The organism is Roseomonas sp. AR75 (assembly GCF_005222815.1).
GTDB lineage: Bacteria > Pseudomonadota > Alphaproteobacteria > Acetobacterales > Acetobacteraceae > Falsiroseomonas.
Map to the genome: position 1 here is coordinate 725,157 of NZ_STGB01000001.1, position 13,806 is coordinate 738,962.

General features: G+C 71.8%; 14 protein-coding genes. 4 read left to right on the plus strand and 10 right to left on the minus strand.

Going from position 1 to position 13,806, the window contains the following annotated elements; all coding sequences use genetic code 11:
* Positions 1-3: 3 nt before the first annotated feature.
* The 6 genes from E4T13_RS03340 to E4T13_RS03365 are packed head-to-tail and all read right to left on the minus strand — an operon-like array spanning position 4 to position 6,303.
* Positions 4-783, minus strand: coding sequence for an enoyl-CoA hydratase/isomerase family protein (locus tag E4T13_RS03340; RefSeq protein WP_137176812.1), 780 nt, complete (start codon positions 781-783; stop codon positions 4-6).
* On the minus strand, positions 780-1,169 hold the full coding sequence (locus E4T13_RS03345) for a Zn-ribbon domain-containing OB-fold protein (protein ID WP_137176813.1): 390 nt from the start codon (positions 1,167-1,169) through the stop codon (positions 780-782). Before E4T13_RS03345 ends, E4T13_RS03340 begins: the two co-directional genes overlap by 4 nt.
* Positions 1,169-2,335, minus strand: coding sequence for a thiolase C-terminal domain-containing protein (locus E4T13_RS03350; protein ID WP_206030056.1), 1,167 nt, complete (start codon positions 2,333-2,335; stop codon positions 1,169-1,171). Before E4T13_RS03350 ends, E4T13_RS03345 begins: the two co-directional genes overlap by 1 nt.
* Positions 2,332-3,474 (minus strand): acyl-CoA dehydrogenase family protein, encoded by a 1,143-nt coding sequence (locus tag E4T13_RS03355; protein WP_137176814.1) that lies wholly within the window; start codon positions 3,472-3,474, stop codon positions 2,332-2,334. Before E4T13_RS03355 ends, E4T13_RS03350 begins: the two co-directional genes overlap by 4 nt.
* Positions 3,464-4,168 carry an enoyl-CoA hydratase/isomerase family protein gene (locus E4T13_RS03360; RefSeq protein ID WP_137176815.1) on the minus strand — a complete coding sequence of 235 codons (705 nt, stop codon included), beginning with the start codon at positions 4,166-4,168 and terminating at the stop codon, positions 3,464-3,466. Before E4T13_RS03360 ends, E4T13_RS03355 begins: the two co-directional genes overlap by 11 nt.
* Positions 4,165-6,303 (minus strand): acetate--CoA ligase family protein, encoded by a 2,139-nt coding sequence (locus tag E4T13_RS03365; protein ID WP_170984774.1) that lies wholly within the window; start codon positions 6,301-6,303, stop codon positions 4,165-4,167. Before E4T13_RS03365 ends, E4T13_RS03360 begins: the two co-directional genes overlap by 4 nt.
* A 122-nt stretch (positions 6,304-6,425) precedes the next feature.
* Between E4T13_RS03365 and E4T13_RS03370 the strand changes: the two genes are divergently transcribed.
* From E4T13_RS03370 to E4T13_RS03380, 3 genes are all read left to right on the plus strand, one after another.
* Complete coding sequence (locus E4T13_RS03370; RefSeq protein WP_170984775.1) at positions 6,426-7,193, plus strand: IclR family transcriptional regulator; 768 nt, start codon at positions 6,426-6,428, stop codon at positions 7,191-7,193.
* Positions 7,194-7,276: 83 nt separating this feature from the next.
* Positions 7,277-8,800: a UxaA family hydrolase gene (locus tag E4T13_RS03375; RefSeq protein ID WP_206030106.1), complete on the plus strand. Its 1,524-nt coding sequence runs from the start codon at positions 7,277-7,279 to the stop codon at positions 8,798-8,800.
* Between the two features lie 9 nt (positions 8,801-8,809).
* Positions 8,810-9,781 (plus strand): DUF808 domain-containing protein, encoded by a 972-nt coding sequence (locus E4T13_RS03380; RefSeq protein WP_137176819.1) that lies wholly within the window; start codon positions 8,810-8,812, stop codon positions 9,779-9,781.
* On the opposite strand, the gene E4T13_RS03385 is transcribed toward E4T13_RS03380, so the two are convergent.
* Together E4T13_RS03385 and E4T13_RS03390 are read right to left on the minus strand one after the other, a co-directional pair.
* Positions 9,761-10,282 (minus strand): chromate transporter, encoded by a 522-nt coding sequence (locus tag E4T13_RS03385; protein WP_137176820.1) that lies wholly within the window; start codon positions 10,280-10,282, stop codon positions 9,761-9,763. The two genes, E4T13_RS03380 and E4T13_RS03385, sit on opposite strands and share 21 nt — an antisense overlap.
* Positions 10,282-10,836, minus strand: a complete 555-nt coding sequence (locus tag E4T13_RS03390) for a chromate transporter (protein ID WP_170984776.1) — start codon at positions 10,834-10,836, stop codon at positions 10,282-10,284. The genes E4T13_RS03385 and E4T13_RS03390 overlap by 1 nt, the downstream gene beginning before the upstream one ends.
* A gap of 114 nt (positions 10,837-10,950) precedes the next feature.
* On the opposite strand from E4T13_RS03390, the gene E4T13_RS03395 reads away from it, so the two are divergent.
* Positions 10,951-11,811 carry a pirin family protein gene (locus E4T13_RS03395; RefSeq protein WP_137176822.1) on the plus strand — a complete coding sequence of 287 codons (861 nt, stop codon included), beginning with the start codon at positions 10,951-10,953 and terminating at the stop codon, positions 11,809-11,811.
* Positions 11,812-11,815: 4 nt separating this feature from the next.
* Here the strand turns inward: E4T13_RS03395 and E4T13_RS03400 are convergent, their stop codons facing one another.
* A complete protein-coding gene (locus tag E4T13_RS03400) occupies positions 11,816-12,580 on the minus strand; it encodes an SDR family NAD(P)-dependent oxidoreductase (RefSeq protein ID WP_137176823.1) in 765 nt (254 codons plus the stop codon).
* Positions 12,581-12,584: 4 nt separating this feature from the next.
* Entirely contained in the window at positions 12,585-13,730 is a 1,146-nt protein-coding gene (locus E4T13_RS03405) for a bifunctional 2-C-methyl-D-erythritol 4-phosphate cytidylyltransferase/2-C-methyl-D-erythritol 2,4-cyclodiphosphate synthase (protein ID WP_137176824.1), read from the minus strand.
* Positions 13,731-13,806: the final 76 nt, after the last annotated feature.

Consider the following 13,806-nt stretch of genomic DNA (forward strand, 5'->3'; position numbering starts at 1 on the left):
TCGTTATCGGCCGCTGAAGCGCGGCTTGCGTTTCTCGCGGAAGGCGCGCGCCGCCTCCAGCCGGTCCTCGGTGTTCAGCAGCAGGGTCAGCAGGTCCACCTCCAGCCGCATGCCCTCGCGCAGCGGCAGGTCCATCGCGGCGCGCACGGCTTCCTTCGCCAGCGCCATCGCCATGGGCGGCCGCGCGGCGAGATGCGCGGCGAGCGCGGCGGTCGCGGCGTGCAGCTCCGCGCGCGGCACCACGCGCGTCACCAGCCCGATCTCCCGCGAGCGGGCGGCCGAAAGACGATCCCCCGTCAGCATCATGTCGAGCGCCAGGCCCAGTCCGACGACGCGCGGCAGGCGCTGCGACCCGCCGACGCCGGTCATGATGCCGAGGCCGGTCTCGGGCAGGCCGATCAGCGCATCCTCGGCCGCGATGCGGATGTCACAGGCCAGCGCGATCTCCAGCCCACCGCCGAGGCAGATGCCGTGGATGCTTGCGACGATCGGCTTGCGTGTCTCGTCGAATGCGCGGATCCAGCTGTCATGCACGCGCGACTGCCGGTATTCGGCGGGGGAGGGGACCTCCACGAATTCCTTGATGTCCGCGCCGGCGCAGAAGGCGCGCTCGCCGGCGCCGCGCAGCACGATCACGCGCACGGCCGGATCGGCCTCGGCGGCGCGGATCGCCTTCGGCAGCGCGTCGCGCGTCGCGGTGTTCAGCGCGTTCATCGCCTCCGGCCGGTTCAGCGTGATCCAGGCGACGGCGTCGGCGATCTCGAGCAGCACGGGTTCGCTCATGCCGAAACTCCTTCCGGCGCAAAGACGGGTCGCCGCTCGCCGCCGGGCATCGTGGCGAAGCGCAGCGTCAAAGGCAGTCCCAGCCGCAGCGCTTCTTCCGGCGCATCCACCACGCGGGTCATGAGTTGCGGCCCTTCCTCAAGCCGCACCAGCGCGACGGTGTAGGGCACCTCGGCCGCGAAATCCGGGGAGGGCGCGCGATGCACCACGGACCAGCTTGCCAGGCTGCCGCGACCGCTGGCCTCCCGCCAGGCGAGGCTCGCGTTGCCGCAATGCGGGCAGCGCGCGCGGGGATAGAGATGTGGCTTGCCGCATTTCTCGCAGAAGGGAAGGCGCAGCCGGTCCTCGGCATAGCCTTCCAGCAACGGCGCGAGTGGATCGGGCATCAGAGTCTCCCCAGCACAAGCGAGCAATGCAGCCCGATGATGCCGCCATTGCCATGCACCAGCGCAAGCTCCGCGCCATCCACCTGGCGCGACCCGGCGTCGCCCCGCAATTGCCGTACGGCTTCCACCACATGGAACATGCCGCCGGCGAGGCCGGGGTGGCCGGCGGAGAGCAGCCCGCCATGCGTCGTGACGGGCAGCGCGCCGCCCGGCCCGATGCGCCCGCCCTGCACGAAGGCGCCGCCTTCGCCCTTCGCGCAGAAGCCGAGATCCTCCAGTTCCACGATCACCGTGATGGTGAAGCAGTCATAGAGCTGCGCGACCTGGATATCGCCCGGCGTCACGCCCGCCTGGGCGAAGGCCGCGCGCCCGGCATCGGCCGAGGCGGTCGAGGTCAGCGCCTGGTACTCGCCGATGTAGCCGTGGCTGAACCCATGCCCCGCGCCGAGCGGTGTTATCGGCCGCTGCTTCAGGTCGCGTGCGCGGTCCTTGCCCGTCACGATCACCGCCACCGCGCCGTCCGAGACCAGCGCGCAATCCAGCACATGCAGCGGAGAGGTCACCATGGGCGAGGCCAGCACATCGGCGATGCTGATCGGCTCGCGCTTCTGCGCGTTCGGGTTCATCGCCGCCCAGCCGCGCATCGCGACCGCCACTTCCGCAAGCTGTTCCGCCGTTGTGCCGTATTCCCGCATGTGCCGCTGCGCGACCAGCGCGTAGAGCGTCGGCACCAGCGGGCCATAGGGCGCTTCCAGATCGGGATGCGCCCATCCCGCGCCGGCCAGCGTCTTCACCATGGAATCCCGCCCGTGATGCGACAGGCCCGGCTGCCCCGCAACGCAGAGCACGGTGCTCGCCTGGCCGGTCGCCAACGCCGCCGCCGCATGCGCCACCATCGAGCAGCCGGAGGCGCCGGCGACATCCAGCGTCGCGATGTAGCGGGGATGCAGGCCGAATTCCTGCGCCACCATGCCGCAGGGCATGGCCCAGCTTTCGGTGCGCACCGGCGTGGTCAGCAGCCCGTCCACATCCGCGAAGCTCAGGCCCGCATCGGCCAGCGCCGCCTCCGCGGCCTCCCGCTGCAAGTCGAGCGCGGTCATGCCGGGCACGCGGCCCAACCGGCTTTCGCCGATGCCGACGATGGCCGCATCGCGCAATCCGCTCACTTCAGCAGGTCCCGCGCGATCAGCATGCGCTGGATCTCGGAGGTGCCTTCGCCCACGCGGTAGTGGCGGATGTCGCGATAGAAGCGCTCCACCGCGAAGCCGCGCACCAGGCCGGTGGCGCCGTGGATCTGCACCGCGCGGTCCGCGACACGGCCGACCATCTCGGAGCAGAACAGCTTGCAAATGCTGGTGGCGACGCCCGGGTCCTTCCCGGCCGCGACGTCGCGCAGGGTCTGGTACAGGAAGGCCCGCGCGACCTCGATCTCGGTGGCGCTGTCGGCCAGCATCCACTGGATCGCCTGGCGCTCCGCCAGCTTCTGGCCGAAGGTGCTGCGCGCCTTCGCATGCTCCGCGGATAGCGCGTTCAACCGGTCCGCCGCACCGACGCAGGCCGCCGAGACACCCAGCCGTCCGCTGGTGAGCGAGCCCATGGCGATCGCGAATCCCTTGCCGGGATCGCCCAGCACCGCCTCATCCGGCACGACGCAGTCGGTGAAGGTCAGCTCGCCCAGCTTGATCGCCTCGGAGCCGATGGTGGTGTCCACCCGCGTCACGTCGAAGCCGGGCGTACCCTTCTCCACCAGGAAGGCGCCGATACCACCGCGAGCGCGCTTCTCGGCATCGGTGACGGCCATCACCATCACTACGTCGGCGGTGTGGCCGCCGCTGATCCATTGCTTGCGGCCGTTGATCCTCCACCCGCCCGGCATGCGCTCCGCCCGCGTGCGCATCGCCGCGGCGTCCGAGCCCGCATCGGGCTCGCTGAGGCCGAAGGCGGCGCGCAGCCGGCCGGTGGCCAGGCCTTGCAGCCAGCGTTCCTTCTGCGCGGCGCTGCCATGGCGCAGGATGCCCATGGGCGTCAGGCCGCTGGTCGCATCCAGCAGCAGGGTGAAGCAGCGATGCGAGCGCGCCACCTCCTCCATCACCAGGCAGTAGGCGAGGATATCGGCGCCGCCGCCGCCGGCGTCTTCCGGCAGCAGCATGCCGAGCCAGCCTTGCTCCCGCATCAGCGACCAGGCTTCCTCCGGGATGGCACCGCTGCGGTCGATCTCCTGCGCGACCGGGTCCAGCTTCTCCTCGACGAAGCGGCGGATGGCGGGGCGGAGTTCGGCGAGCTCGGGCGTCGGTTCAGTGCGCATGGGCGGTCTCCGCGAGTTCGGCTGCGCGGGCGGCCGCAAGCGGCAGTTCCGCGCGCAGCCGCGCGTTCATCCAGTGCTTGTTGGCGGCGAAGCAGCGCGCATCCAGCGCGCCCAGGCGGCGCGCGCGGTCCAGCGCGGCGGCATCCAGCGCGGCGTCGTCATGCACGAAAGCGGCGAGCCCCGCCGCCAGGCAGCGCGCTGCATCGAAGCTCTCCGCCGCCTGCATCAGCGCCTGCGCCGCGGCGCGGCTGCCGCGGTCCATCAGGATCGAGATGCCGATGGGGGAGGGCATGCCATGCCCGATCTCCGGCATGGAAAGGCTCGCACCGCCCTCCATCAGCGCCTCATCCGCCAGCAGCACCAGCATCCCGCCGCCACCGACGGCCTTGCCGCGCACCACCGCCAGCAGCGGCTTCGGAAAATCCAGCATTGCCAGCAGCGAGCGCAGCAGCGCTTCGCGCCGCAACCGCTTCGTATCCGGCCCGAGATCCTCGCGCAGATTCGCGCCCGCGCTGAACACGCGCCCGCCCGCACCGGTCAGCAGCACCGCGCGCACGGCCGCGTCGCGCGCGGCGTCTTCCAGCGCCGCTACCAGCGCGGCGTTCAGCGCGCTGTCCAGCGCATTGGCGGATCTGGGGCGGTCGAGCGTGAGCCGCAGCACGCCGCCATCCAGTGTCTCACAATGCAGGCTCATGCGCGCTTCACCAGCAGCGCGTCCAGCACACGCACGCCCTGGCCGGCGGGCAGCACCGCAAGCGGGTTCACATCCACCTCCTCCAGCGCCTCGCCGAGGTCGGCCAGCAGCCAGGAGAAGCGCGCGATGGCATCGGCCAGCGCCGGCACATCCGCCGCTTGCGCGCCGCGCACGCCGCGCAGCAGCGGCGCCAGGCGCAGCTCCTCCAGCGCGTCGCGCGCTTCCTCGGCGGAGATCGGCGGCAGGCGGAAGGTGACGTCGCGCAGCACCTCCACATGGATGCCGCCGAAGCCCAGCGTCAGCACCGGGCCGAAGGTCGCGTCGCGCGCCATGCCCAGCAGCATCTCCTGCCCGCCGGTCACCATCTCCTGCACCAGCACGCCTTCGATCAGCGCGTCCGGCGCATGGGCGCGCACATTCGCAAGGATCTCGGCAGCGCCAGTGCGCACCGCTGCGCCCCGCAGGCCGAGCTTCACGCCGCCCGCTTCCGTCTTGTGCAGGATGTCCGGCGAGAGAACTTTGAGCGCGACCGGGCGCGGCATGCGCGCGGCCAGCGCCTCGGCCTCTTCGGGTGAGGTTGCCACCGCTTCCTCGGGCCCGCGCAGCCCGTAGCAGCCGAGGATCGCGCGCGAACTCCGCTCATTCGGCCGGTCGCCAGCCTCCCGCAGCAGCCGGCGCGCGGTGTCCGGATCGGTGTCGGCGGGGCGCACGAGGATCGGCGCCGCGCTGCGGCGGCGCAGGAAATCCGACCAGCGCATGGTGCGCGCCAGCGCCTGCGCCGCGGGCAGCGCATCGCGGAACACCGCATGACCCTCCCGCACCAGCGCCTGCGGCGTCAGCGCGGGATCATCGGCGCAGCGCCCGGTCCAGACGATCGCCACCGGCTTGGGCGAGGCCGCGGCCATCGCGGCGATGGCCCGGATATCCTCGGCCGGCGCGATGGTCACCACCGGCATCGCCGCATCGACCGACGGATCCTCCAGCAGCGCGCGCGCCGCCTGCCCGAATATGTCCTTCGATCCGATCGCGCCCGCGCTCATGTCCGTCGGGTTGGTGATGTTCATGAAGCCCGGCACCAGCTTGCGCAGCTTCTCGTTGGTCTCTGGCGCGTAGTCCGGGAAGGCGATGCCCTGCGCCGCGGAGAGGTCGCTCAGCAGCACGAGGTTGCCGCCGGAGATCGCCAGCGCCGCCGCGCGGTTGCCCGCGGGCCGCTTGCCCTGGCGCAGCAGCATCGCGACCTCGTAGAGCTCCGGCGCATCCACCACGCGGATCAGCCCGAGTTGCCGCGCGGCCGCATCGAACACCGCATCCGCGCCGGTCACCGCGCCCGTGTGGCTCGCCGCGGCCTTCGCGCCCGTCTCCGTGCGGCCGAACTTGATCAGCGCCACCGGCTTGCCCAGCTCCGCCGCGCGCGCCGCCAGCGCCTGCAGCTTCGCGCCATCGGCGAAGCGCTCCGCCAGCGCCAGCACCACCTTCGTGTGCGGGTCCTCCACCAGGAAGTGCATGTAGTCCAGCAGGTCGAGATCGGCGTCGTTGCCCGAGCTCACCTGGTAGCTGACGCCGAGCCCGTATTCCTGCGCCCGCCACATCACGTTCACCTGCGTGGCGCCGCCGCTCTGCCCGACGATGCCGATATCGCCCGCCGGCCGCCGCCCGCCCGTGATCGTCGCGGTGGAGGTCAGCGCGAAGCCGTCCACGAAGTTGATCATGCCGTTGCAGTTCGGCCCCATCAGCCGCACGCCGCCGGCGCGCGCCGTCGCCACCAGCTCGGCCTGTAGCGCCGCGGCCTTCTCCGTGCCCATCTCAGCGAAGCCGCTCGAGAAGACGGTGGCGAAGGGAATGCCGAGCCGGCCGCATTCTGCCACCGCGCCGATGCAGGCGGCCGCCGGCAGCACGATGCCGACATGGTCGGGTACCGCGGGCAGCGCGGAAAGGGAGGGGAAGCAAGGCCGCCCGAACACCGCCGCGCGGTTCGGGTTCACCGGGAAGACGTCGCCCTCGAAGCCGAAATCCAGCATCTGCTTCAGGCAGCGCGCGCCGAACTTGGTCAGGTCCTCCGACGCACCGACCAGCGCGACGCGCCGCGGTGCGAAGAAGCGGCGGAGGTCGGGGAAGGGCGGGCGATCCCGCTTCAATTCGCTGTGCGGATTTGCTACTTGCATGTCGGACGGAAGCTTCAGACCATGAGCCCGCCCCGTCAACCCGCGAGGCGTGCAGCGCAACATCCGGTTCCGGAGGGTTTCCACTGACCGACGCCGTGGCGAAGGACCGGCAATTCGTCACCGCCCTGGCCCGCGGCGTCGAGGTGCTGCGCTGCTTCAGCCTGGAACGGCCGGAACTCGGCTCCACCGAGATCGCGGAGATCACGGGCCTGCCGCAATCCACGGTCTGGCGGCTGTGCCACACGCTGCAGCGCCTCGGCCTGCTGGTGCCGGGGCGCGATCCGCAGCGGCTGCGGCCCGGCTACGGCCTGCTCTCGCTGGGCTACGCCACCCTGGCGAAAAGCGGCGTGGCGGAGGTGGCGGAGCCCGCGATGCGCGACATCGCCCAGCGCTTCGGCGTCGCCGTCTCGCTCGGCGCGCGCGATGGCGACGACATGGTGATCGTGGCGCGGGCGGAGGCACCGACCATCCTGCGCCTTGCGTTGACGGTCGGATCGACGCTGCCCATCGCGACCTCGGCGCTGGGCTGGGCGTGGCTGGCGGGGCTGGCGGAGCCCGAGCGTCGACAGGCGATGCAGCGCCTCCGGCGAGCGGCGGGCGCGGAATGGCCTGCCCGCGCTGCGGATATCGAGGCAGCGCTGGCGCAGCACGCGGCGCAGGGCTTCGTCTTCAACCTCCGCCGCTTCCACCCGGATGTGAACGCCATCGGCGTGCCCGTGGTGGCCGCGGGCGGGCGCCGCGTCATGGCGCTGAATTGCGGCGGCGCGGCCTCTGTCCTGACGCCGGAGGTCCTGGCCGGCCCGATCGCGGCCGCGCTCCGGAACCTGGCCGCCCGCCTCGCGCCGGCGCTCGAAGCCGGCTGAGGTCTGGCCCGCGGCCGTTCACCGGGGCAGAGTGCGGCCGTTCTGCCGGAGGAGCGCCCGTGATCGACCTGAACGCCAAGCGGATGGATGGCCCGGTGATCCGGCTGCACCCGGATGACAACGTCGTCGTCGCCCGCGTGGACATCGAGCCCGGCACCTCCATCCCCGGCGAGAATGTCGTTGCGCGGCAGAAGGCGCCGGCCGGCTACAAGATCGCGACGCAGCACCTGCGGAAGGGCGATCCGGTGCTGAAATACCAGGTGACCATCGGCTTCGCGGCGGAGGACACGCCGCCCGGCACCATGCTGCACGGCCACAATATCGAGTTCCGCGAATTCGACCGCGACCCTGCCATCGGGCGTGATTTCCGGGCCGTCGAGCCTGTCCCGGACACCCAGCGCAAGACCTTCCAGGGCATCGTCCGCGCCGATGGGCGCGTCGGCACGCGCAACTTCATCGCGGTGGTGTCCAGCGTGAACTGCTCCGCCACCGTCAGCCAGGCCGTGGCCGATTGGTTCACGCCGGAGCGCCTGGCGGAGTGGCCGAACGTGGACGGCGTCGCCGCCTTCACCCATTCCACGGGCTGCGGCATGGAATTCTCCGGCGAGCCGATGGACCTGCTGCGCCGCACGCTCGGCGGCTACATGAAGCACGCCAATGTCGCGGGCGTGCTGGTGATCGGCCTCGGCTGCGAGCGCAACCAGATCAAGTCCATGCTGGAAAGCCAGGGCCTGACGCCCGGCCCGATGCTGCGCACCATGGTGATGCAGGAAGTGGGCGGCACGAAGAAGAGCATCGAGGCGGGCATCGCTGCCGTGAAGGAGATGCTGCCGGAGGCAGATCGCGCGACGCGCAGCACGGTCAGCGCCGCGCATCTCTGCATCGGCCTGCAATGCGGCGGCTCCGACGGGTTTTCCTCCATCACCGCCAACCCCGCGCTGGGCGCGGCCGTGGACCTGCTGGCGCGGCATGGCGGCACCGGCATCCTGTCGGAGACGCCCGAGATCTACGGCGTGGAGCACACGCTGACCCGCCGCGCCGCGACGCAGGAGGTCGGCCAGAAGCTTCTGGACCGCATCCGCTGGTGGAAGGACGTCTACGCCCTCGGCCGCGACACGCAGATCAACGGCATCGTCAGCCCCGGCAACCAGGCCGGCGGCCTCGCCAACATCCTGGAGAAATCGCTGGGTGCGATGATGAAGGGCGGAACCGGTCCGCTCATGGGCGTTTATAACTATGCCGAACCGGTCACCGCGAGGGGCTTCGTCTTCATGGACACGCCGGGCTTCGACCCCGTCTCCGCCACCGGCCAGATCGCCGGCGGCGCCAACATCATCGCCTTCACCACCGGGCGCGGCTCGATGTACGGCGCAAAGCCGGTGCCGTCCGTGAAGCTCGCCACCAACACGCCGATGTACCGCCGGCTCGAGGACGACATGGACATCAACTGCGGCGAAATCCTCGACGGCACGGCGACCCTGCCGGAGATGGGCGAGCGCATCCTGGACCTGCTGCTGCGCATCGCCTCCGGCGAGAAGAGCAAGAGCGAGGAACTCGGTCTCGGGCGCCACGAATTCGCGCCCTGGCAGATCGGCATCACCGGCTAGTCGCGCCGCATGGCAACCGGCCTCCTCGCGCTGCTCGACGATATCGCGGGCATCGCCAAGATCGCCGCGGCGTCGGTGGACGACGTCGCGGCGCATGCCGCGAAGGCGGGCGCGAAGGCCGCGGGCGTCGTCATCGACGATGCCGCCGTCACGCCCCGCTATGTCGTCGGCTTCGCCGCGGCGCGCGAGATCCCCATCGTCAAGCGCATCGCCATCGGCTCGCTGCGCAACAAGCTGGTCTTCCTGCTGCCGGCCGCGCTCGCGCTCAGCGCCTTCGCGCCCTGGGCGATCATGCCGCTGCTGGTGCTGGGCGGCGCCTTCCTCTGCTACGAAGGCGCGGAGAAGCTGTACGAGAAGCTGTTCCCGCACGCGGCGCACGCGCATGAGGAGCATGTCGGCGCCGCCCCGCAGGACCCGCAGGCGCTGGAGGATGCGCGCGTCGCCGGCGCCATCCGCACCGATTTCATCCTCTCCGCCGAGATCATGGCCATCGCGCTCGCCACGATCGAGACGGATTCCTTCTGGATGCGCGCCGTGGTTCTGGCGGCCGTGGCCGTCGGCATCACCGCGGTGGTCTACGGCGCCGTCGCGATCATCGTGAAGGCGGACGATGCGGGCGCGGCGATGGCGCGCGGCAATAACGGCGCAGTCGCGGCGCTCGGGCGGCTGATCGTCCGCGGCATGCCGCCCTTCCTGGCGCTGCTCGCGGTGGTGGGCACGGCGGCGATGCTCTGGGTCGGCGGCGGCATCGTGCTGCACGGCCTCTACGAATTCGGCGCGAAGACCATCGGCCACTTGCCGCAGGAGCTGTCGCATGCGCTGGTGCCCGCCGGCGGCTTCCTCGGCTGGCTGATCGAGGCGACCGTGGCCGGCGTGTTCGGCGTGCTGCTCGGCGCCGTGCTGATCCCGCTCGTCGAATACGTGATCGCGCCGGTCGCGAAGCGCTTCCGGCGCGGTGCGTCAGAACAGCGCGAGGCCTAGCACACCGCCGGCCGCCAGCACCCAGAGCAGGTTCAGCTCCGTCCGCCACACCACCAGCGCGGCGACCACGGCCACCGCCAGCCCGATCGCCTGCACCGACACCGTCCGCGCCATGATCAGCCCGGAGGCCAGGATCAGCCCCACCGCGATCGGCACCAGCCCGGCGCGCACTGCCTTGAGCCAGGGCTTCGACGCCAGCCGCTCCGTGATGCCCGCCACCCACCAGGCCAGCACCCAGGCCGGCGTCACGATGCCGATGAAGGCGGCGCCCATGCCCAGCGGCCCCGCGATCACCCAGCCCAGCGCAGCGGCGACGAGGATGTTCGGGCCCGGTGCGGCCTGCGCCAGCGCATAGACCTGCGCGAAGGTCGCGCTGTCCAGCCAGCCATGGATCTCCACGATCTGCCGGTGCATCTCCGGCACCACCGCATTAGCGCCGCCCACCGCCAGCAGCGACAGCGTGCCGAAGGTCAGCAACAGCGAGAGCAGCACGCCGCCCATCAGCCGCGCGCCTTCTGCCGGCGCAGGGCGGCGGCGACGGCAACCGGCGCCAGCAGCAGCACGATCAGCGGCAGCGGCAGGCGCAGCCAGGCGGCGCCGGCGGTCGCCAGCAGCCCGATCACCACCATCTCCGGTGGCGGTTTCAGCTTCTGGCCCATCTTGATCGCAGTGCCGATCACCATGCCGGCCGCGGCCGCCGCGATGCCGTGCATGAAGGCATCCACGCGCGGATCCTCCGCGACGCTGCCATAGACCAGCAGCAGCCCCGTCAGCAGCACCAGCGGCACCGCGTAGAAGCCGCCGCTCGCGGCCAGTGCGCCCGTCAGCCCGTGGAAGCGCCGGCCCAGCATGACCGAGGTGTTGCCCACATTCGGCCCCGGCAGCACCTGGCCGGCCGCCAGCATCTCCGCATAGTCGCGCTCGGAGAGCCAATGCTTCTCCTCCACCACCACCTGCCGGGCCATCGCCGCGGCGCCGCCGAAGCTGAACAGGCCGATGCGGGTGAAGGCGAGGAACATCTGCAGCCGCGTCGGCGGCGGCGCGAGGTCGGTCATGCGCAATCTCCTCGCGTCATGATGGGCGGGCGTCCCGCGCGACGGAAGCCGGCGGCCGGCGTTGACCCCGCCGGCGGCCCGGCGCATTGCGGCGCGCCGAAGGGAGACCCCGCGATGCCCAGCCGAAGCCTGATTGCCGCCCATCCCGCGCTGCGCGACGACATCGGTGATCTCGTCACGCGCCGTCCGCTGCCGGGGCCGGGCCTCGACCAGGTGGACCCCTTCCTGTTCCTGAACCATCACGGCCCGCAGACCTACAAGCCCGGCAATCACGGCCTGCCCTTCGGCCCGCATCCGCATCGCGGCTTCGAGACCGTCACCTTCATCCTGGAAGGCGAGCTCGCCCATCTCGACAGCGGCGGGCATGAGAGCGTGATCCGCGCCGGCGGCGTGCAGTGGATGACCGCGGGCAGGGGCCTGGTGCATGCCGAGATCTCGCCCGACAGCTTCAAGCGAACCGGCGGTCCGCTCGAGATCCTGCAGCTCTGGGTAAACCTGCCGGCGCGGCTGAAGATGACGGCGCCCGCCTATACCGGGCTGCAGCGCGAGGACATTCCGGTCGTCGAGGCGGACGGCGGCAAGGTCCGCGTGGAGCTGATCGCCGGCGCCTGGGAGGGCCGCAAGGGCGCCTTCGAATCGCTCACCGGCGTGGCGATGACGGTGCTGCGCTTCGACGCCGGCGGCCGCGCCATCGCGCCGGCACCGAACGGCCGCTCGGTGTTCCTGTACGTCGTCGCCGGTGCGCTGCAGGTCTCCGGCACCACGATCGAACGATTCCACCTCGCGGAGATGGCCGACGACGGCGATGCTGTGGAGATGGTGGCCGGCGCAGAAGGCGCCGTCGCACTGTTCGGCCACGCCGCGCCGCTCAACGAGCCGGTCGTCGCGCATGGCCCATTCGTGATGAACACGCGCGAGGAGATCAAGCAGGCGATGCGCGACTACCAGGCGGGGCGCTTCGGCGCGATCGCCTGACGGCTCAGGGCATCAGCAGCCCGCCATTCACATGCAGCGTCTGCCCCGTGACATAGGCCGCGGCGGGGCCGAGCAGGAACAGGATCGGCCCCACCACATCCTCGGGCGTCGCAAGGCGCCCGAGCGGTACGGATCGGGAATAGGCGTCGGTGTCGAAGCGCGGCGCATCCGCGCCGCCGGCATGGGTGCCGCCGCGCAGGAAGGCGGTCTCCACGGCTGACGGCGCCACGGCGTTCACGCGCAGCCAGGGCGCGTTCTCCGCCGCCAGCGCGCGCGTCAGCGCCAGCACCCCGGCCTTGGCGGCGGCATAGGGCGCGTAGCCCGGTGCCGGCTTGGCGGCGAGGCCGGAGGCCATCGTCACCACCGCGGGGTCTTTCCCGGCGCGCAGCAAGGGCAGCGCGGCACGGCAGGCCAGGAAGGTGGCGGCCAGATTACCCTCCGTCACCTCGGTCCAGAGTGCCAGGGAGGTCTCGCCGGCGGCGAGCTTCGGTCCGGCGAAGCCGGCGAGCGTCACCAGCCCGTCCAGCCCGCCCCAGCGGTCGCGCAGCGAAGCGAAGGCGGCACCGACGCCGGCCTCGTCGGTCGCATCGCAGGGCAGGGGAAGGGCGCCGCCGGCTGGCGGATGCGCCGCGAGCACCGCAGGCAGGTCGAGCACCGCCACGCCGCAGCCCTCGCCCAGCAGGGCGGCGACCAGCGCCCGGCCGATCCCGCCGGCGCCGCCCGTCACGGCGACGCGCGCGCCTGCTGCAGGGCCGAGGCGCGCCGCCATCGGCTCAGACCGGCAGCAGGATGGTGGCGGCGGCCTGCGCGGCGATGCCCTCGCCACGTCCCGGGAAGCCCAGCCGCTCCGTCGTCGTCGCCTTCACCGAGATGCGATCCACGGCCACGCCCAGCAGATCGGCCAGCCGCGCCCGCATCGCCTCGGCGTGCGGCGTGATCTTGGGCCGCTCGCAGATCAGCGTGACATCGGCATTGGCCAACACGCCGCCGCGGGCGGCGATGCGCCCGGCGGCGTGGCGCAGGAAGCGGGCGCTGTCGGCGTCCTTCCACTGATCTTCGGAGGGCGGAAACCAGCGGCCGATATCGCCCTCGGCCAGCGCGCCGTAGATCGCGTCGCACAGCGCGTGGATGCCGACATCCGCGTCGGAATGGCCCGACAGGCCGAACGGCCCCGGCACCACCACGCCGCACAGCACCATCGGGCGATCCGGCACGATGCGGTGCACGTCGAAGCCGGTCCCCATCCGCGGCAGCATCCCCGCCAGCATCGTCGCCTCCACGCGCCGAAGATCCTCGGGCCAGGTGATCTTCACGTTGCTGTCGTGCCCGGGAACCAGCGCCACCGGAAGCCCGGCCGCCTCCATCACCTGGGCGTCGTCGGTTACTTCCCGCGCCAGGGCGCGATGCGCGGCGAGCAGGTCGCCATAGCGGAAGCCCTGCGGCGTCTGGGCGCGGAACAACCCATCGCGCGGGACCGTGGCAACGATACGGTCCGCATCGCCGCGCTTCAGCGTGTCCGCCACGGGCACTGCCGGGATCGCGCCGGGCGCCTCCGCCAGCGCCGCGAGCAGGGCAGGGACCGTGCCTTTCGGCACGATGGGGCGCGCCGCGTCATGCACCAGCACGCAATCGGGCGGGTCGCCTGCCAACGCCTCCAGCCCCGCCAGCACGCTGGCCTGCCGCGTCGCGCCGCCGGCCACGGGCGGCAGGCAGGGCAGTCCCTCCAGCATGGCCGCCAGCACCGCCTCCTCGCCGATCGGCGAAACGGGCTGGATCGCGGCCAGCCCGCCGTCACGCAGCAGCGCCTCGGCGGCATGGCGCAGCACGGGGCGGCCGAGCAGGGGCAGGAACTGCTTGGGCAGGTCCGTCCCGAAGCGGGTGCCGCGTCCCGCGGCCACCAGCAAGGCGATCGTTCTCATCGCCGTGATGCTATTCCGTCCCTCTGCCGCGGGGGAGGTCACCGCTTCTGCACAGGGAATCAGCAACTGCTTCTGG